This is a genomic window from Curvibacter sp. GW821-FHT01G03 (assembly GCF_059422285.1).
Window position 1 is genome coordinate 84,963 of record NZ_JBWKWP010000002.1, and the last position, 18,615, is coordinate 103,577.

Below are 18,615 nucleotides of genomic sequence, written 5' to 3' on the forward strand. Positions count from 1 at the left end.
GGGTCGTTGAAAAACGATTGAGCGCTTGGCTTGAGACCGGCCTGATGGGCGCAGGCATCGTGGATGCCGGCCAGCAGAAACCGGGCGCAAGAATCTTGGGCCCGGTGATTGATTCTATCGACCTGCCCCGCTTTCAGGGGCGTTTTTGCATACGGTTTCGCTTATGGCCAGCATACGCCCGTGGGCATCCTGTACCCAGCCCAGCAGCCGCAGCCGTTCGGGGTTGGCTCCCTCAGGGATGCGCATGGCGCGCAGGTCGCGCCAGGGTTTTTGGCCTGCGCGGGGCAGTTCGAGGTTCAGGCTGTTGCGCACCAGAAGCCGGGCCACGGGTGAGCCCTCGGTGCCCGCCGGCAGGGCTTCGACCAGCAGCAGCCAAAGGCTTTGACCTGCTTGTCGGTGGTGCGATTGCCATTGCACCGACGTTCCGATGTAGTCGTTCACGGCCTGTCCCTGGGCCACGCGCAGACGGCCTTGCCGGGGGGCTGGGGCGTGTGATTTTTCAAGGGCAGCCGATGTGTTTTGCCGCACGGCCTCTTCAGTGAGGCCCCAACTGGGCAAGCGCTCCAGGCTGTCGCGGGTGGCTGCGGCGGACAGCGGAGCTTCGTCGCCTTGTTCGGCGGAGGGCACGATCCAGTCCACCGCCACGGTGCCCGCCGGGATGGGCAATCCCGCCGCGCCCCAGCAGTCGGCACATTGGGCCGACAGAAAGCGCTCGCGCACAGCCCGCGGGCTGACCTGGTCATCGCTGCTGCAGGTGGATTGAGCCTGGGCCGCGGCACCCGCCAGCAGGGTGGTCAGGGCCGCCAGGCCGGCGAGGGCGGGGGCGCGAAGAAACATGATGCAACTCCAGGTCGGGTGAGTGCCCGATGGTCGCACAGGCGGTCCGGCCCTTGCCGGGCCGGGCTTACTCGGGTTTCACGTTCGCGCGGCGGACCACGTCGCCATACACCACCAGGCGATCGGCCATCATTTTCTCGAAGTCCTTGGGCGACATTTCCTCGGGGACGATCACGCCACGTTGCTTCAGGGTGTCCTGCATTGCAGCGCTGGTGGCCACCTCGCGCACGGCCTTGTACAGGGCCTGCACCACCGGGGCCGGGGTGTTGGCCGGCGCGGCCAGCCCGGTCCAGGAGGTCTGGTTCAGCCCGGCGTGGCCCAGTTCGGTGAAGGTGGGCACGTCAGGCAACTGAGCCAGTCGGGTGGGTGAGGCCACGGCCAAGGCGCGCATCTTGCCGGCCTGGATGTGGGGCAGCATGATCACCAGGTTGTCCAGGGCAAACTGCACCTCGTTGCTCAGAATGGCCGTGATCAGCGGCGAGCCGCCCTTGTACGGCACGTGGGTGGCCTTGATGCCGGTGTTGAGCATCAGCATCTCTACGTTCAACTGTCCCATGCTGCCGGCCCCTGCCGAGCAGAAGTTGAGCTGGCCTGGGCGTTCCTTCACGTAGGCCAGAAACTCCTGGAAGGTGCGCACCGGCAGGCTGGGGTGTACCACCAGCACATTGGGCTGGCGGCCCAGGATGGCGATCGATTCGAAATCCTTGATCGGGTCGTAGCCCAGCTTGGGCTGCACCAGCGGGTTGGCCAGGTGGCTACTCTGCGAAGACACCACCAGGGTGTAGCCGTCGGGCTTGGCGCGCGCCACGAACTGGCTGCCGATCGAGCCGCCGGCCCCCGGTTTGTGGTCGATCACGATGGGCACGCCCAGCAGGCGCCCCAGCGGGTCGGCATAGGTGCGGGCCATCACGTCCACCGACCCGCCCGGCGGGAAGGGCACGATCAGGTTGATCGGGCGCGAGGGGTATTTGTCGCCGTCGGCCAGGCTGGCCAGCGGGTTGGACAGTGCGGCCAGGCCCAGGCCACCGGCCAACAGGCGGCGGCGTGGCATCAGGGGCAGTGCAGACAGGGGGGTGTGCTTCATGGGGTGGGCTCCAGTTCAGAGGCTAAAAATCAGGTCAGGTCAGCCCGAGCACCGTCAGTGCCAGGGCCTGGGCGCGGGGCACCAGGGTGTCGAGCAGGCAGAACTCGCGTTCGCTGTGGGCGTAGCCCCCCACGGGGCCCAGTGCGCACAGGGTCGGGATGCCCATCGACGAGGTGATGCCGCTGTCGGCCGCACCCCCGGTGAATTCGCCCTCGACCACAAAGCCGGCTTCGGCGGCACTGCGCTGGTACAGCTGCAGCAACGGCGCCGGGGTGGGGGCCATGGGCAGGGTGCTGTGTTGTTCGATGATGCGGCCGCGGGTGCGTTCCAGGCTGGGGGCTTCGATGATCTGGCGCACCGTCTCCAGCAGACGCGGCAGGTTGGTGTCGGCGGTGTAGCGCAGGTCGAGCTGGGCGCGGGCCAGCGGGGCCACCACATTGGCCGCCATGCCGCCCTCGATGTGGCCCACATTGGTCGTCACACCGTCTTCCCGGCCATTGAGGGCGTGCAGGGCCACGATTTTGAGCGCCAGCGCGCCGATGGCACTGGCGCCCTGGGCCGGGTTGATGCCGGCGTGGGCGGCCACGCCCTCCACCTCGAACACGGTCACGCACGAGCCCTTGCGCGAGGTCACCACATTGCCGCTGATGCGGCCGGGCTCGGCATTGAGTACTGCGTGGCAGCCCTGGGCGGCCTGGCGGATGGCGCCGCGCGTGGCGGGCGAGCCGATCTCTTCGTCGCACGAGAAGAACAGTCGCAGCGGCCGGGGCGCGCCGCCGCTGCGGGCCAGGGCCTGGGCCACCCAGGTGTGCAGCACCAGGCCTGATTTCATGTCGGCCACGCCGGGGCCGAAGGCCTTGCCGTCTTCCACCCGGTAGGGGCGGGCGGCGGCGGTGCCCGCCGGAAACACCGTGTCCATGTGGCCCAGCAGCAGCACCGGGGCGGCCTGGGGGTCTTGCCCGGGCAGCTCGGCCTGCAGGCAGGCGCCGTAGCCGGGCTGGGTCAGCCATTCGGTGCGCCAGCCGGCCTGCTCCAGCGGCGCACGCAGCAGGCTGGCCACTTGCTCAATGCCGGCGCTCTGGCGGCTGCCGCTGTCGGTGTTGACGATGCGCGCCAGCATGGCTTCCATCTCGCCGCGCTGGCTTGCCAGCCAATCGCAGACCTGGCGGCGCTGTTCGGCATTGGAAGGGGCTTGGGCCGGGGTAGAAGGGACTTGAGTCATGGCGTGTTTGAAATAAATATTTCACAAATCATATTCACTGCAATATTTATTGCAATGCCATCGCTATGCTTGGCCCCGCCGTCCGTTGTTTTTTGAGAGACCGACATGCTTCTGACCGAGCGCCTGGTGCGCCATGCCAACACCCTGACCGCCAGCGAGCGTGCCCTGGCCGACGGCCTCATGCGCGGCTACCCCGACAGCGTGCTGGACTCGGCCAGTGCCATGGCCGCCGCGGTGGGCACCAGCGCCTCGACCGTGGTGCGCCTGTTTGCCAAGCTGGGCTATGCCAGCCTGGCCGAGGTGCGGCGCGAGGCGCGTGGTGTGGTCAGCACGCGGCTGCACTCGGCAGGACAGCGGGCCAGCGCCACCCTGGGCGCGCACCGCAGCCTGCATGAGTGCATCGACGACGCCTTGCTGCACGACCAGCACAACCTGGCCGCCACCCGTGACGGCATTGACTTGCCGGTGTTTGCCAAGGTGGTGGAATGCCTGAGCCAGCCCCGCGGGCGCCTGTTCGTGATGGCCGAAAAGAACAGCGCCCCGATCGGCGCCTACCTGGTGGCCCACCTCAACATGTGCCGCCCTGGCGTGCACGACCTCAGCGCCGGGGCGCCGGCCGTGGTCGACAAACTCTTGTGGGTGGAGCCGCCCGATGTGCTGCTGGTGTTCACCATCCGCCGGTACTCCGCCAGTGCGCTGCACGCGGCCCGGCATTTCCGGCGCCAGGGCTGCGAGGTGCTGGCCCTCACCGACGGCCCGGCCGCCCCGGTGATTGAGCACGCCAGCCACTGGTTGCAGGTGCACACCGCCAATGCCTCGCCCTTCGACTCGTACACCGCGGCCTTCTTTTTGTGCAATGCACTGGTCAGCGCCGTGGCCCAGGGCCGCAGCGAGGCGGTAAGCCAGGCCTTGCAGCGGCGCGACGAGCTCTGGCAGGGCTTCCAGAAGGACCTGGTGCTCGACCCGATCCGGCCGCCCAACCCCGGCCGTTGAGCGCGGCGCCGCCCACCTGAGTGCGGCTTTCTACAATGACGCCATGTCCCCGCAAAATTCCCTGTTCGACGCGCCGGCGCCCGCCACCCCTGCGCCCGCCGCGATGGCCTCGCCGCTGCTGGCCCAACTCAATGACGAACAACGCCAGGCCGTCACCCTGCCGCCTGAGCACGCGCTGATCCTGGCCGGGGCCGGATCGGGCAAGACCCGGGTGTTGACCACCCGCATCGCCTGGCTGCTGCAGACCGGCCAGGTCACGCCGGGCGGGCTGATGGCGGTCACGTTCACCAACAAGGCCGCCAAAGAGATGCTGCTGCGCCTGGGCGCCATGCTGCCCGTGAACGTGCGCGGCATGTGGATCGGTACTTTCCACGGCCTTTGCAATCGCTTTCTGCGTGCGCACTGGAAGCTGGCCAACCTGCCGCAGAGCTTCCAGATCCTCGACACGCAGGATCAGCTTTCGGCCATCAAGCGGCTGATGAAGCAATACAACGTCGACGACGAGCGTTTTCCGGCCAAGCAGACCCAGTGGTTCATCTCGGGCTGCAAGGAAGATGGCCTGCGCCCGGCCATGGTCGAGGCCCGTGATGAAGAAACCCGCAAGAAGGTCGAGATCTACCAACTCTATGAAGAGCAGTGCCAGCGCGAGGGCGTGGTCGACTTTGGCGAACTGATGCTGCGCAGCTACGAGTTGCTGCGCGACAACGACCCCGTGCGCGAGCACTACCAGCGGCGCTTCCGCCACATCATGATCGACGAGTTCCAGGACACCAACAAGCTGCAGTACGCCTGGATCAAGATGCTGTGCGGCGAGGGCAATGCGGTGCTGGCCGTGGGCGACGACGACCAGAGCATCTATGCCTTCCGTGGCGCCCGCGTGGGCAACATGGCCGATTTTGTGCGCGAGTTCCAGGTGCGCCACCAGATCAAGCTCGAGCAGAACTACCGCAGCTACAGCAACATCCTCGACTCGGCCAACGAGCTGATCAGCCACAACAAGAAGCGCCTGGGCAAAACCCTGCGCACCAACCAGGGCCCGGGCGAGCCGGTGCGGGTGTTCGAGGCCAGCAGCGATTTCGCCGAGGCCACCTGGATGATCGACGAGATCAAGAACCTGATCCGGGATCAGGGCAGCGAACCCGGTTTTGAGCGCAAGGAGATTGCGGTGCTGTACCGCAGCAATGCGCAAAGCCGGGTGATCGAAACCGGCCTGTTCAACAACGGCATCCCCTACCGCGTGTACGGCGGCCTGCGCTTCTTCGAGCGGGCCGAAATCAAGCACGCCCTGGCCTACCTGCGCCTGCTGGAGAACCCCAACGACGACACCAGCTTTCTGCGCGTGGTCAACTTTCCGCCCCGCGGCATTGGCGCGCGCAGCATCGAGCAGTTGCAGGACGCGGCCCGGTCGGCCGGTTGCTCCCTGCACGATGCGGTCAGCGCCCTGAGTGGCAAGGCGGGCACCAACATCGCTGCCTTTGTGGCCCGCATCGACGTGATGCGCGAGCAGACCGAGGGCAAGACCCTGCGCGAGATCATCGAGCTGGTGCTGGCGCAGAGCGATCTGGTCGAGCACTACAAGGCCGACCGCGAAGGCGCTGACCGGCTGGAAAACCTGGAGGAACTGGTCAACGCCGCCGAAAGCTTTGTCACCCAGGAAGGCTTTGGCCGCGACGCCGTGGCCATGTCGGCCGAGCAGCAGGTGGCCACGCTCAGCCAGTCCCTGACCCAGTCACCGGCCAGCCAGGGCCTGGACCTGAGCCGCCCGCTGATCCAGGCCGACGACCCGCTGCCGCCGGATGCCGAGACGGGCGAAACCCTGTCGCCTTTGGCCGCCTTCCTGACCCACGCCGCCCTGGAGGCCGGCGACAACCAGGCCCAGGCCGGCCAGGATGCGGTGCAGCTCATGACCGTGCACTCGTCCAAGGGGCTTGAATTTGATGCGGTGTTCATCACCGGGCTCGAAGAAGGCCTGTTCCCGCACGAGAACTCGATGAGCGATTACGAGGGCCTGGAGGAAGAGCGACGCCTGATGTATGTGGCCATCACCCGGGCCCGCAAACGCCTGTACCTGAGCCATTCGCAAACCCGCATGCTGCACGGCCAGACCCGCTACAACCTGCGCAGCCGCTTTTTTGAAGAGTTGCCCGAAACCGCACTCAAGTGGCTCACGCCCAAGCAGCAGGGGTTCTCGGCACCCTCTGGGGGGGGGGTTGGGGGCGGTTTTGGCGGAGGGGCCCGTTCGGGCGGTGGTTCATCGTTCGGGGGCTCGCGCAGCAGCCTGCCCGATTTTTCGTCCTACACCGCGGCGGCACCGGCCCCGCTGCCACCGCAAAAGGCCGAACCGCCTCAGGGCCTGCGCGCCGGCATGCGGGTGTTTCACAACAAGTTCGGCGAGGGCCAGGTGCTCACGGTGGACGGCAGCGGCACCGATGCCCGGGCCCAGGTCAACTTTCCGCGCCACGGCGTCAAGTGGCTGGCGCTCAGCGTGGCCAAGCTGACCGTGATTTGACCTGGCCTCAGGCGCTGGTGTCGACCACCGGCGCCTGCAGCGCAAAGCAGTCGCGGAAGGTGAACACCAGCGACGCAAAGAACATGGCCAGCAGCACCAGCATGGCCACCATGACCAGCGTGCTGCCGATCAGCGGGCCCAGCAGGCCGCCCACCACACTGGCCAGCAACAGCCCGGTGGTCAGCACGCCCATCCAGGCCAGCCCGAACATCGTGAAGGCCCCCTTGTTGCGCCAGCAGGCCACCAGGCTGAAGAACAGGCTTTTCACGGGGGGCACGTGGTCCCAGTGCACCAGCGCCGGGGCATGCCAGAACAGCAGCGACAGCGGCAGGTAGCCCAGGGTGAACAGCCACATCGCGCCCAGAAAGCGATCGTCATTGAGCAGGTCGGCGCTGATGCGCCCACCCACCAGGTAGAGCTGGGCGAACTGCCCGCCATCGAGCAAGGCCGTCAGCCCCAGCAGGCCCACAAAGCCGGCCGCGTACAGGGCGCCCAGCACCAGCATCGAGCGCATCTGCTGGTGGCCGGCACGAAATGCCGTCACCAGGATGGTGGGCATCGGAAAGCGCCCGCGCGAGGCCTCATGGCTGGCCGCCATCATGCCCAGGGTGGCACCGGGGATCAGCACCAGGGCCAGCACGCTGCCGATCCAGGGCAGGATCGTGCACATCGAGATCACGGCCATGAACATGAAGAACAGGCCAGACAGGGCGATGGGCTGCTTGAAAAAAGCCCTCATGCCCTGTTTGACCCACAAAAGGCCGGTGCGTGCAGGAACGATGTTGAGTTTCATGGGGGGCTCTGAGGCTCAGGGGCGCCAAGGGGCAGCGATGCGCTCGCGCAGCACCCGCTCGAAATGGGTCGGGTCGTGCGGCTTGAGCATGGCGGCCTCGCGTGGCAGGTGATAGTCCCACAGGCGTGAGATCCAGAAGCGCAAGGCACCCGCCCGCAGCAGGGCCGGGAACAACGCCCGCTCGGCCGCCGTGAAGGGGCGGACCGCCGCATAAGCCTCGACGAAGGCCTGCGCCCGAGCGGTGTCGTGGTGGCCGCTGGCCAGGTCGATGCACCAGTCGTTCAGGCACACCGCCACATCGAACAGCCAGCTGTCCACGCCTGCAAAGTAGAAGTCGAAAAAGCCGGTCAGGCGCTCACCGTCGAACATCACGTTGTCGCGGAACAGGTCGGCATGCACTGGTCCACGCGGCAAGGCCGCAAAGTCAGCTGACGCGGCGGTGTGGTTCTGAAACGCCAGTTCGGCCTTCAACAGGTCGGCCTGTGCGGGCTCCAGGTAGGGCAGCACCACGGGCACGGTTTCGTTCCACCAGGGCAGGCCGCGCAGGTTGGGCTGCTGGCGATCGTAGTCGCGCCCCGCCAGGTGCATGCGGGCCAGCATGTCGCCCACCGCCGCACAGTGCACCGCCTGGGGGGCCAACTGGCTTTTGCCCTGCAGGCGGTTGACCACGGCCGCCGGCTTGCTGCACACCTGATGCAGCACCTCACCGCGGGCGTCGGCCTGCGGGTCGGGCACCGGGATACCCGCCTGGGCCAGGTGCTTCATCAGGTACAGGTAGAACGGCAACTGTTCGGCCGTCAGGCGCTCGAACAGGGTCAGCACATAGTGATTCGCCACGCCATCGTGCTCGGCACTGGCAAAGTAATTGGTGTTTTCAATGCCGCCCTCGATGCCACGCAGGTCGGTCAGCTCGCCCAGGTTCAGGCGGCGCATGAGTTTCTGTGCCTCTTCGCGAGAGACTTCGGTAAATACAGCCATCGGTCGAAAAAATGGGTTTCAGAACTTGAACACGTTCCACACGCGCTGACCCAGCGGGCCGTTGTTGCCCTCCAGCGTCAGGGGGCGGGCCCGCGAGCCGTCGTTGGACAGCACTTCGTACTCGGGCAACTGGCTGCCCTTGGGTTGCACGGTCACGCTCTGGGTGTGGCCGCCGTAGCGCACTTCGTCCACTTTGCTGCCACTGTCTTCGACATGGATGTGCTGGATGCGCTGATCGCCCTTCTGGGCTGCGGGAGCGGCGGGTGCCGTGGCGGCCGCTGGCGTGGCCGGGGCCTGGGCCTGGGCCTGGGCCCGCGCCAGCGGGCCGCACAGGAGGGCTGCCGCAGCAGCCAGCGGGTAAATGAGAGAAAGGGTAAGGGCGCGCATGGACTTGATTGTAGGCAATGCACAATCGCGTCCATGCAAGACGAAGCCCACGACCCCGCCGAACAAGCCACCGCCGAGACCGGTTCCGCTGGCAATGCCGCCAGCGCCCCGCCCACCCTGCTGCTGGTGGACGGCTCCAGCTACCTTTACCGCGCCTTTCACGCCATGCCCGACCTGCGTGCCGTGCCAGGTGACCCGGGCAGCCCGGCCACCGGGGCCATCCGCGGCATGATCAACATGATGCAGAGCCTGCGCAAGGAGGTGCCTGCCGACTACGCCGTGTGCATCTTCGATGCCAAGGGCCCCACCTTTCGCGACGAGATCTACCCCGAGTACAAGGCCCAGCGCGCGCCCATGCCCGACGATCTGCGCAGCCAGATCGAGCCCATCCACGAGGTGGTGCGCCTGATGGGCTGGACCGTGCTCGATGTGCCCGGCGTCGAGGCCGATGACGTGATCGGCACCCTGGCCGTGGGCGCTGCCCGCCAGGGGCTGACGGTGGTGGTGTCCAGCGGCGACAAGGACCTGTCCCAGTTGGTGAACGAGCACATCACCATCATTGACACGATGAACGGCAAGAGGCGCGATGTGGCTGGTGTCACCGCCGAGTTCGGCGTGCCGCCGTCGCTGATGATCGATTTTCAGGCCCTGGTGGGCGACACCGTGGACAACGTGCCCGGCGTCCCCAAGGTGGGCCCCAAGACGGCGGCCAAGTGGCTGGCTGAGTACGGCTCGCTGGAGGCCCTGATGGCGCGGGCCGGTGAGATCAAGGGTGTGGCGGGCGAAAACCTGCGCAACACCCTGGGCTGGCTGCCCACCGGGCGTCAACTGGTCACCATCAAGACCGACTGTGATCTGCAGGCCTGGGTGCCCGGCCTGCCCGACTTCTCCACCCTGGCCCTGCGGGCGCCGCAAAACGAGCCCCTGCGCACGTTTTACGAGCAATATGGCTTCAAGGGCCTGGCCCGCAACCTGGGCGGGGCCGCTGTGGCCGCGCCGGCCCTGGCCAAGGCCAAGGCATCCTCCAAACCAGCCTCGGCGCCTGCCGATGAGGGTGGCACTGGTGATTTGTTCGCCGATCCGGCCCCGGCTGCCGAGGGCGATGCGGTGGCCGTGGCCAACGAGCACTACGAAACCGTGCTCGACTGGCCGGCCTTCGAGCGCTGGCTGACCCTGCTGCAAAGTGCCGAGCTGTGCTCCATTGACACCGAGACCTCCTCGCTGGATGCCATGCGCGCCGAGATCGTGGGCCTCAGCCTCAGTGTGCAAGAGGGCGCCGCCGCCTATGTGCCCCTGGGCCATGACTACCCCGATGCCCCGGCCCAGTTGCCGCGCGACGAGGTGCTGGCCCGACTCAAGCCCTGGCTGGAGGACGCCAGCCGGCCCAAGCTGGGCCAGCACATCAAGTACGACCGCCATGTGTTTGCCAACCACGGCATCGAGGTGCAGGGCTATGTGCACGACACCATGCTGCAAAGCTACGTGCTGGAAGTGCACAAACCGCACGGCCTGAGCAGCCTGGCCGAACGCCATGTGGGGCGCAGCGGCCTGAGCTACGAAGACCTGTGCGGCAAAGGCGTGCACCAGATCCCGTTCAGCCAGGTGGCCATCGACCGGGCCTCGCAGTACGCCTGCGAGGATGCCGATCTGACCCTGGCCGTGCACCAGGTGTTGTGGCCGCAGCTGCAGGCCCTGCCACGCCTGCGCGAGATCTACGAGCTGGAGATCGCCAGCAGCGAGGCGCTTTACCGCATCGAACGCAACGGCGTGCTGATCGACGCCCCCACCCTGCAGCAGCAAAGCCATGACCTGGGGCAGCGCATCCTGCAGCTCGAAACCGAGGCTTACGAGATCGCCGGCCAGCCTTTCAACCTGAGCAGCCCCAAACAGTTGGGCGAAATCTTCTTCGACAAGCTGGGCCTGCCGGTGATCAAGAAGACCGCCACCGGCGCCCGCAGCACCGACGAAGAGGTGCTTGAGAAGCTGGCCGAAGACTACCCGCTGCCGGCGCGCATCCTGGAGCACCGCAGCCTGTCCAAGCTCAAGGGCACCTACACCGACAAGCTGGCCCTGCTGGCGCTGCCGCGTGACGGCCGTGTGCACACCCACTATGCGCAGGCGGTGGCCGTGACCGGACGCCTGTCCAGCAACGACCCCAACCTGCAGAACATCCCCATCCGCACGGCTGAGGGCCGGCGGGTGCGCGAGGCCTTCGTGGCCCCGGCAGGTCGCCTGATCGCCAGTGCCGACTATTCGCAGATCGAGTTGCGCATCATGGCCCACCTCAGTGGTGACGAGGCCTTGCTGAACGCCTTCCGCGAGGGCCTGGACGTGCACCGTGCCACTGCGGCCGAGGTCTTCGGCGTGGCCCTGGAGCAGGTCAGCACCGAGCAGCGCCGCTATGCCAAGACCATCAACTTCGGCCTGATCTACGGCATGAGCAGCTTTGGCCTGGCCAAAAGCCTGGGCATCGAGACCAAGGCCGCTGCCGCCTACATCGACCGCTACTTCCAGCGCTACCCGGGCGTGCGCCGTTACATGGACGACACCCGCGCCCAGGCCAAGGCGCAGGGCTATGTCGAAACCGTGTTCGGCCGTCGCCTGTACCTGCCTGAGATCAACTCACCCAACGGCCCGCGCCGCGCTGGCGCCGAGCGCGCGGCCATCAACGCGCCGATGCAGGGCACGGCCGCCGATCTGATCAAGATGAGCATGGTGCAGGTGCAGAAATTGCTTGATGCCGAGCAGCGCGGCACCCGCATGATCATGCAGGTGCACGACGAATTGGTGTTCGAGCTGCCAGAGTCCGAGCTGGACTGGTTGCGCCAGGCCATCCCGGCCGTCATGGCCGGTGTGGCCAGCCTGCAGGTGCCGCTGCTGGCCGAGGTAGGCGTGGGCCATAACTGGGACCAGGCCCACTGAGTGAGATCAGGGTGGGCGCTGGGCGCGCAAAAATGAGAGAAATGCTCATTTGGCGCGTTTCATTGGTAAGGGCCTGTTAACATCGATTTCGCATCGGGCGCAATCAGTGTCAACGGGGCCTGCTATCGGGCAATTCGGCACCAGACGCCGATTGAAACTGGGTTTCAGGAGTTGTCATGTCCAGATGGAGGATGCCGCTGTGGGTCGCGCTGGCACTGCCTTTCGGGGGCGTGCTGCTGACCACGATCGGCATCCTGATCGGTGCGCAGCGCCTTACCTCGGCCCGACTCATCGAGGCCAGTGGCCGCAACCTCCTGTTTGCCACCAGTGATCACATGCGTGCCGAGGTGATCAGTCACCTGAACGTCATCTACACCTTGCAACTCAGCATGGCTGACCTGCTGACGCGCCAGGACCTCGTCCACGGCGGCGACATGAGCGCTGTGCAGACCCTTTTCAGCGGTCACTTCAAGTCCATCTACCGCCCCCACTTTCCCCAGGTCGGCATGATCCAGCTGGGCACCGAGCAGGGTGATTTCTTCGGCATCAAGATCGGCCCCGACGGTCGGCTGCAGACCTTTCTCAAAGACCGCCGAACGGCCCAGCGCCTGATCAGTTACGACACCGACAGCGGGACTGAGCAGGCCGTGATCCAGCGCTACGACCCGCGTCAGCGCCCTTGGTACACCCCAGCCGCCCGCCTGGGGCAGCCGCGCTGGACGGAGGTCTATGTCTCCAGCTTTGGCGACTCCACCTCGATTTCGGCCACCACGCCGGTGTACCGCGCCAATGGCCGCCTGTTGGGGGTGCTGGGCACCGACGTGTCCCTCAACGATCTGTCGGCCTTGCTGCGCCATCTGCCTTTGTTGCAAGAGCATCCCTCGGCCTTGGCCTATGTGGTGGATCCGCAAGGGCGCATGCTGGCCTATTCGCACGTGGAGGAGGCCCGACCGAGCGTCAAGGGGCAGATCCTGACCGCAACGCAAAGCCATCAACCCCTGGTCAAGGCCAGTTTTGAGGCGCTCGGCCCGCTGGGCGGGGCCGATGCGGCAGAGTTCAGCGTGGTGCAGGAGGGGCAGCGCTACTTTGGCCGCAGCACCCAGTTGCACGATGAGCGCGGTCTCAACTGGCGCCTGGTGGCCCTGGTGGCCGAGTCCGACCTCAATGGGCAGGCGCGTGACACCGCTCGACTCGCGCTGGTGCTGGTGCTGTCGATCTCGGGCGCTGGCCTGCTGGTCGGGCTGCTGGTGCTGCGCCGCATCGCCCATCCGATTCGCCAGGCCGCCCGGGCCGCCACCCTGCTGGCGGCTGGCCCCGAGGCGCCGCCGGCCGTGATCGAGGCCAGCCACGTGCACGAGATTGCCACCCTGACCCATGCCTTCAATGCCATGTCGCAACGCATCCGGGCCCAGTTGGACAAGCTGCATGACATGGCCTTGCTGGACGCCGTCACCGGCCTGCCCAACCGCGAAGGCTTGATGGCGGCCTGCCGTTGGCCTGAACACCGTGACGTGACCCTGTTGCTGTTCGGTGTGGACCGGTTTCGGGCCGTCAATGCCTCGCTGGGCCCGCGCGCGGGTGACGAACTGCTGCGCCTGATCGGCATGCGGTTGCGTTCGATCTGCCCGGACGAGGCCTTGGTGGGGCGGGTTTCGGGTGACGAGTTCCTGGTGGTGCTTTTCGGGGCCGCAGACGAGGGCCGCACCGAGTCTTTCATCCGCCTGCTGCGGGGCTGCTTCAACGAGCCGTTTCAGACCGACACCGACGAGGTGCTGGTGGGCGCCAGCCTGGGTGTGGTCAGTGCCCAGGCGAGCGGGCAGACGTTCGAGCGCGACCTGCTGCGCTTTGCCAGTGCCGCGTTGCAAAAGGCCAAGTCGGGTGAGCGCGGCCAGCGGGTCGATTTTGATGAATCGTTGCTGGAGCGCAATCGCCTGGCCGCCGAATTGACGGCTGACATGCATGTGGCCCTGGCGCAGGGCCAGTTCCAGGTTTACTTTCAGCCGCTGGTCAGCCTGGACACCGGCGCCCTGTGCGGCCTGGAGGCCCTGCTGCGCTGGCAGCACCCCCAGCGTGGTGCCATCGGCCCGGCCCAGTTCATTCCACTGGCCGAAGAGTCTGGCCTGATCATCGAACTGGGGCATTGGGTGATGCGCCAGTCGGCTGTCGAGGTGGCCCAGTTGATGCGCGAGCACCGGCTGGCCGACGGCTTCATCGTGCACGTCAATGTGTCCCAGCGGCAACTGGTGCAGGCCGACTTCGTCGATCGGGTGCGCGAGGTGCTGGCGCGCAGCAGCCTGCCGGCCCAGGCCTTGGTGATCGAGATCACTGAAAGCCTGCTGGTCGAGGACGACCCGGTGATGCGCGCCACGCTGGGCGAACTGCAGGCGCTGGGCGTGGGCCTGGCCCTGGACGACTTCGGGACCGGGTACTCCTCGCTGTCCTACCTGAACAAGTTTCCTTTCACCGAGATCAAGATCGACCGCAGCTTTCTGGTGGCGGCCCAGCAAAATGCGCGCAGCGCGGCCATTCTCAAGGCCTTCATCGACATCACCCACGGCTTGCAGGTGCCGGCGATTGCCGAGGGGGTGGAGACCGAGGAGCAGGCCGAGCTGCTCAGGTCGCTCAACTGCACCCTGGGGCAGGGCTACCTGTTCGGACGCCCGGCGCCCATGGCCGAGATGTGGCGGCAGTGGGTGCAGTCGCACCCCGTGGCCGACGTCAGCGCATGACCTGTCCCTGACCAGCCCTTGACCCTGGGCGCTGCTGGCCTCTTCAGCCGCGCCAGGCCCGGGCCACCAGCTCGCCGCTGGGGGTGGCCGCATGGCCCAGCAGGGCCTCGAAGCGGGCAGGGTCACCCACGTTGTCGCTGCCCAGCATGGCCAGGGTCTCGCTGCACCAAGGCACCGAGGCCGGGGCCAGGTCACCCAGGCGGGCGCTCAGTGCGGTCAGCGCATCCGGCAGGCGCAGCACCCAGGCCGGTCGGTGGCCCGACTGGGCCCGCAGGCTGGCCACCAGGTCGCCCAGGCTCAGGGGGGCCGGCCCGGTGCATTCAATGATGCCGCGCTGGTCCAGCGCCGGGCCCAACAGGGCTACCACGGCCTCGGCCAGGTCGTGTACCGACACCGGCTGCACCCGCGCCGTCAGCATGGGGCCCGGAAACACCGCCACGGGCAGCCGCGCCAGGCCCATGAACATCGCGCTGCTGGCCCCCCCGTGGCCAAACACCACGCTGGGGCGCAGCACCACCGCGCCGGGCCCACCGGGGGCGGCGGCCAGGGCCAGCAGGTGCTGGTCGGCGGCGCGTTTGGTGCTGGCGTAGCGGGTCGGACTGCCCTCGATGCCCAGCGCTGAGATCTGCACCACCCGCTGGACACCGGCCTGAGCGCAGGCGCTGAACAGGGCCATGGGCGTGTCACGGTGCACCGCATCGATCGGGCGGCTGCGGCTGTCGCGCAGCACACCCACGGTGTTGATGACGGCATCCACCCCTTGCAGCCGGGGCAGCCACACCTCGGCACGGGTGTCGCGGGCAAAGTCCATCGTGCATTCGCCCGGTCCGGGTGGGCGGCCTGGCGAGATCCCGCCCAGCACCGTGTGGCCCGCCCGCTCAAGCGCCTGTTTGAAGGTGCGACCGATGAAGCCGCGTGAACCGGTGATCAGGATGTGCATGGGGCGCATTGTCAGTGATCGGTGCCTGACAAGGTGGGCGGTTCGCTCATGTCCTTCAAGTCGCTGGCCAGGACATAACGGGCTCGTCCGTTCTGCTTGGCGTGGTAGAGCGCGGCATCGGCCGCGTTGATCAGTCGGTGCGTCTGGTGCACATGGGCTTTGCCGTCCGGCACCCAGGCGGCCACGCCGATGCTCAGCGTCAGCCGGGGGCTGGTGGGCGAGGCGGCATGGGGAATGTTTTCGGTGCGGATGCGCTCCAGGCAACGCTGGGCCACCTCGCGGGCGCCCTCCAGCGCGATGCCGGGCAGCAGCAGCACAAATTCTTCGCCGCCATAGCGGGCCACCACCTCACCGGTGCGCCGGAAATCGGCATTCAGCACCTGGGCCACCCGCCGCAGGCAATCATCGCCCGCCAGGTGGCCGTAATGGTCGTTGTAGAGCTTGAAGTGGTCGATATCGACCAGCAGCAGGGCCAGTGGCAACTCGTGGCGGGCACAGCGCTGCCACTCGGCCGCCAGGGCCTCGTCAAAGCTGCGCCGGTTGTGCAGTCCGGTCAGGCCGTCGGTGGCCGACAGCGTGGCCAGCAATTGGTTGGCATGGGCCAGTTGCTGCTCTTTGAGCACCAGCTCGGTCACGTCCACATGCACGCCCACGGTCATCTTCTCGGCGGTCTTGCGCTCGTGCACCCGGAACCAGCGCCCATCGTGCATCGGCACCAGCATGGCGGGCCCGGGCTGGCGGTGTGAGGCCAGGCGCTGGGCAGCCCAATCTTCGGCCGTTTCGCCGCTTTGCGGGGCCCGCCCGAAATGCTGGTGAGCCACTGAATATTCGATGAGTTCGTCGAAGGATCGGCCGGCTTGCAGCAGATGGGCCAGCCCGCTGTACATCACCCGGTACTGGGTGTTGCACAACAGCAGGCGGTCGTCGGTGTCGTACACGGCCAGGCCTTCGGGCAGGGCCTCCAGTGCGTCCATCAGCAGTTGCCGAACGCGCTGGCCCTCCAGTTGGGCCTGTTCCAAGGCCTCGCGTTGTTTCACCTGTTCGGTCATGTCCAGCCGGATCGCCACCACATAGCCCTCGGGCGTGCGGCTCTCGTAGGCCTGCACCCAGCGCCCACCCGACAGCTCTTGCAGAAAGCTGCGGTTGCTCATGCTGGCACGGTTCTGCAGGCGCTGCGCCAGCCATTGTTCTTCCTGGCCCACGGCCTCGACCACCGCATGGTGGCGCAAGCTTTCGGCGGCCATCTCGGCAAAAGGGCGCCCCACCGATCGCGGGTAGTCGATGTGCGGGAACATGTTCTGCAAGGCCCGGTTGTAGATCACCAGGTGGTCTTGCTCGTCAAAGATCTCCAGCGCCGCAGGCAGGGCGTCCAGGGCCCGCACCAGCAGGCGGCGGGCCTGCTGCGCATCGCTGCGGGCTTCTTGCAGGGCCTGTTGCTGGCGCACGAAGTCGGTCACATTGGTGCGCAGGCCGATCAGCCCACCGTCCGGCGTACGGCATTCATTGACCCGCACCCAGCGGTTGCCTGCCAGGCTCTGCAGAAAGTCCTGCCGCAGGCTCTGGTGCTGGCTCATGCGCTGGCGCACCCAGTTTTCTTCGTTGCCCACGGCCTCCACGACCTCACCCGCAGCCGCGGCGGCACGCAAGATGCGCTCAAAAGGCACGCCGGACTGCAGCAAAGGGGCCACTGCCGGGTTCATGCTGCGGTAGCGGTCGCTGGCCAGCACCAGACAGTCTTGGGCGTCGAACAGGGCCACTGCGTCCGGAAAGCAGCGCAGCGCACCCTCCAGTCGTTCACTGCGCGCCTGGGCCTCGATCAATGCCGTCTGTTGCTGTTGGCTGTGCTCGCGCACCTGCCGAACGTGTTGCCACAGCCACATCAGCCCGATGCCGGGCAGGACCATGGCCAGCACGCACAGGACCAGGCCTGCGGCATCGTGTTCCAGCGCCAACAGCCAGGCCGAGCGGGCCAGCGCCACCAGGATCAGCAAGGCCCCGGCCGTGCACAGGATCAGGGGCCTGCCCAGGCGGTGCAACAGGGGGTCGGGGGTGGGGGCTGGGCTGGAGGTGGCTGGCATGGCGTGAGGGGCAGGTGTCTCAGTCTACGTCTTTGTCATTAATTGTTACAAAAAGCCGGGGTAGGGGGCTCACCGAACGTCTTCCCGAGGCCGATCGTCGGCAGGGTTGGCGCGAATTGCCTACACTGCCATGCCTCATCGACCTGCACCTCATCACCTGGAGCGTTTCATGCTGTCTGACGATCTGAAGACTGAATTCGAGGCCTTGCTGCCGGCCGGCCAGAGTGGCGTGGCGGGCCCCAGTCGGCGCACTGCGCTGCAGGCGGCACTGGGCATCGGGCTGGGTTATGCGGCCGCAGCGCAGCCGCTGCAGGCCCAGACGGCCATCCACACCACCGCCGAAGGCCTGGAGGCCGGGCGTGTGAGCATCGACGTCAACGGTTTTTCCCTGTCGGCCTACTGTGCCTCGCCCACCGGCAAGACCCACCTGCCGGTGGTGCTGGTGGTGCAGGAGATCTTCGGGGTGCACGAGTACATCGCGGATGTGTGCCGACGCCTGGCGCGCCATGGCTACATGGCCATTGCCCCTGAGCTGTACAGCCGCCAGGGCGATGCCTCCAAGTACACCGACATGGCCCGGCTGATGAGCGAGCTGGTGTCCAAGGTGCCGGATGCCCAGGTGCTGTCCGATCTGGACGCCACCCTGAAGTGGGCCGGTGCCAACGGCGGCAACCTCGACAAGACGGCCATCACCGGCTTTTGCTGGGGTGGCCGCATCACCTGGCTGTATGCGGCGCATGCACCCGTCAAGGCGGCGGTGGCCTGGTACGGCCGCCTGGTGGGTCAGCCCAGCGAGCTGACCCCACAGCACCCGATCGACCGTGTGGCCAGCCTCAAGGCGCCGGTGCTGGGCCTGTACGGTGGTGCCGATACCGGCATCCCGCTGGACACCGTGGAGCGCATGAAGACCGCGCTGGCGGCGGGCCCGGAGGCCGCCCGCGCCTCGCAGTTCGTGGTCTACCCCGACACCCCGCACGCCTTCCATGCTGACTATCGCCCCAGCTATCGCAAGGAGGCCGCCGAAGAGGGCTGGAAACGCATGCTGGAATGGTTCAAACAGCATGGGGTGGCCTGAACCCGGCCGGCCCAGCCGCTAAACTGCCCCAAGGCCTGGTTGGCCTGCCGGGCCCAGGCAAGCGGTTT

At 67.1% G+C, this 18,615-nt stretch carries 13 protein-coding genes; 5 read left to right on the plus strand and 8 right to left on the minus strand.

The features are described 5' to 3' along the window. Positions 1 to 114 precede the first annotated feature (114 nt). From AC07VS_RS02600 to AC07VS_RS02610, 3 genes are all read right to left on the minus strand, one after another. Positions 115 to 837 (minus strand): hypothetical protein, encoded by a 723-nt coding sequence (locus AC07VS_RS02600; RefSeq protein ID WP_494750164.1) that lies wholly within the window; start codon positions 835 to 837, stop codon positions 115 to 117. 67 nt (positions 838 to 904) lie between these two features. After that, positions 905 to 1,921 carry a Bug family tripartite tricarboxylate transporter substrate binding protein gene (locus AC07VS_RS02605; RefSeq protein ID WP_492346715.1) on the minus strand — a complete coding sequence of 339 codons (1,017 nt, stop codon included), beginning with the start codon at positions 1,919 to 1,921 and terminating at the stop codon, positions 905 to 907. A 34-nt stretch (positions 1,922 to 1,955) separates the two neighbouring features. Continuing rightward, positions 1,956 to 3,143: a M20 family metallopeptidase gene (locus AC07VS_RS02610; protein WP_494750165.1), complete on the minus strand. Its 1,188-nt coding sequence runs from the start codon at positions 3,141 to 3,143 to the stop codon at positions 1,956 to 1,958. A gap of 105 nt (positions 3,144 to 3,248) precedes the next feature. Between AC07VS_RS02610 and AC07VS_RS02615 the strand changes: the two genes are divergently transcribed. Further along, positions 3,249 to 4,136 (plus strand): MurR/RpiR family transcriptional regulator, encoded by an 888-nt coding sequence (locus AC07VS_RS02615; protein WP_494656311.1) that lies wholly within the window; start codon positions 3,249 to 3,251, stop codon positions 4,134 to 4,136. A gap of 43 nt (positions 4,137 to 4,179) precedes the next feature. Continuing rightward, entirely contained in the window at positions 4,180 to 6,645 is a 2,466-nt protein-coding gene (locus AC07VS_RS02620; RefSeq protein ID WP_494750166.1) for a UvrD-helicase domain-containing protein, read from the plus strand. Between the two features lie 7 nt (positions 6,646 to 6,652). On the opposite strand, the gene AC07VS_RS02625 is transcribed toward AC07VS_RS02620, so the two are convergent. Genes AC07VS_RS02625 through AC07VS_RS02635 form a run of 3 tightly spaced genes read right to left on the minus strand, consistent with a single transcriptional unit; the run spans position 6,653 to position 8,803 of the window. Further along, entirely contained in the window at positions 6,653 to 7,438 is a 786-nt protein-coding gene (locus AC07VS_RS02625) for a BPSS1780 family membrane protein (RefSeq protein ID WP_492346719.1), read from the minus strand. Positions 7,439 to 7,453: 15 nt separating this feature from the next. Continuing rightward, positions 7,454 to 8,416, minus strand: coding sequence for a homoserine kinase (locus tag AC07VS_RS02630; protein WP_492346720.1), 963 nt, complete (start codon positions 8,414 to 8,416; stop codon positions 7,454 to 7,456). Between the two features lie 18 nt (positions 8,417 to 8,434). Beyond that, the gene (locus AC07VS_RS02635; protein ID WP_494750167.1) at positions 8,435 to 8,803 is read right to left on the minus strand and encodes a hypothetical protein; all 369 of its coding nucleotides are present in this window, start codon (positions 8,801 to 8,803) and stop codon (positions 8,435 to 8,437) included. A 33-nt stretch (positions 8,804 to 8,836) separates the two neighbouring features. Here AC07VS_RS02635 and polA point away from each other — a divergent pair, with 33 nt between their 5' ends. Together polA and AC07VS_RS02645 are read left to right on the plus strand one after the other, a co-directional pair. Continuing rightward, a complete protein-coding gene (gene polA / locus AC07VS_RS02640; protein WP_494750168.1) occupies positions 8,837 to 11,725 on the plus strand; it encodes a DNA polymerase I in 2,889 nt (962 codons plus the stop codon). Positions 11,726 to 11,901: 176 nt separating this feature from the next. After that, positions 11,902 to 14,454 (plus strand): bifunctional diguanylate cyclase/phosphodiesterase, encoded by a 2,553-nt coding sequence (locus tag AC07VS_RS02645; protein ID WP_494750169.1) that lies wholly within the window; start codon positions 11,902 to 11,904, stop codon positions 14,452 to 14,454. A 43-nt stretch (positions 14,455 to 14,497) separates the two neighbouring features. On the opposite strand, the gene AC07VS_RS02650 is transcribed toward AC07VS_RS02645, so the two are convergent. Further along, a complete protein-coding gene (locus AC07VS_RS02650) occupies positions 14,498 to 15,394 on the minus strand; it encodes an NAD-dependent epimerase/dehydratase family protein (protein ID WP_494750170.1) in 897 nt (298 codons plus the stop codon). A gap of 11 nt (positions 15,395 to 15,405) precedes the next feature. Beyond that, positions 15,406 to 17,472: a sensor domain-containing diguanylate cyclase gene (locus AC07VS_RS02655; protein ID WP_494750171.1), complete on the minus strand. Its 2,067-nt coding sequence runs from the start codon at positions 17,470 to 17,472 to the stop codon at positions 15,406 to 15,408. A 169-nt stretch (positions 17,473 to 17,641) separates the two neighbouring features. On the opposite strand from AC07VS_RS02655, the gene AC07VS_RS02660 reads away from it, so the two are divergent. Next, positions 17,642 to 18,547, plus strand: coding sequence for a dienelactone hydrolase family protein (locus AC07VS_RS02660; RefSeq protein WP_494750172.1), 906 nt, complete (start codon positions 17,642 to 17,644; stop codon positions 18,545 to 18,547). Positions 18,548 to 18,615: the final 68 nt, after the last annotated feature.

What these genes read in the sequence shown, in the direction of transcription:
- AC07VS_RS02600 (WP_494750164.1), bottom strand. Translation starts at nt 837, where the DNA reads ATGTTTCTTCGCGCCCCCGCCCTCGCCGGCCTGGCGGCCCTGACCACC.
- AC07VS_RS02605 (WP_492346715.1), bottom strand. Translation starts at nt 1,921, where the DNA reads ATGAAGCACACCCCCCTGTCTGCACTGCCCCTGATGCCACGCCGCCGC.
- AC07VS_RS02610 (WP_494750165.1), bottom strand. Translation starts at nt 3,143, where the DNA reads ATGACTCAAGTCCCTTCTACCCCGGCCCAAGCCCCTTCCAATGCCGAA.
- AC07VS_RS02615 (WP_494656311.1), top strand. Translation starts at nt 3,249, where the DNA reads ATGCTTCTGACCGAGCGCCTGGTGCGCCATGCCAACACCCTGACCGCC.
- AC07VS_RS02620 (WP_494750166.1), top strand. Translation starts at nt 4,180, where the DNA reads ATGTCCCCGCAAAATTCCCTGTTCGACGCGCCGGCGCCCGCCACCCCT.
- AC07VS_RS02625 (WP_492346719.1), bottom strand. Translation starts at nt 7,438, where the DNA reads ATGAAACTCAACATCGTTCCTGCACGCACCGGCCTTTTGTGGGTCAAA.
- AC07VS_RS02630 (WP_492346720.1), bottom strand. Translation starts at nt 8,416, where the DNA reads ATGGCTGTATTTACCGAAGTCTCTCGCGAAGAGGCACAGAAACTCATG.
- AC07VS_RS02635 (WP_494750167.1), bottom strand. Translation starts at nt 8,803, where the DNA reads ATGCGCGCCCTTACCCTTTCTCTCATTTACCCGCTGGCTGCTGCGGCA.
- polA (WP_494750168.1), top strand. Translation starts at nt 8,837, where the DNA reads ATGCAAGACGAAGCCCACGACCCCGCCGAACAAGCCACCGCCGAGACC.
- AC07VS_RS02645 (WP_494750169.1), top strand. Translation starts at nt 11,902, where the DNA reads ATGTCCAGATGGAGGATGCCGCTGTGGGTCGCGCTGGCACTGCCTTTC.
- AC07VS_RS02650 (WP_494750170.1), bottom strand. Translation starts at nt 15,394, where the DNA reads ATGCACATCCTGATCACCGGTTCACGCGGCTTCATCGGTCGCACCTTC.
- AC07VS_RS02655 (WP_494750171.1), bottom strand. Translation starts at nt 17,472, where the DNA reads ATGCCAGCCACCTCCAGCCCAGCCCCCACCCCCGACCCCCTGTTGCAC.
- AC07VS_RS02660 (WP_494750172.1), top strand. Translation starts at nt 17,642, where the DNA reads ATGCTGTCTGACGATCTGAAGACTGAATTCGAGGCCTTGCTGCCGGCC.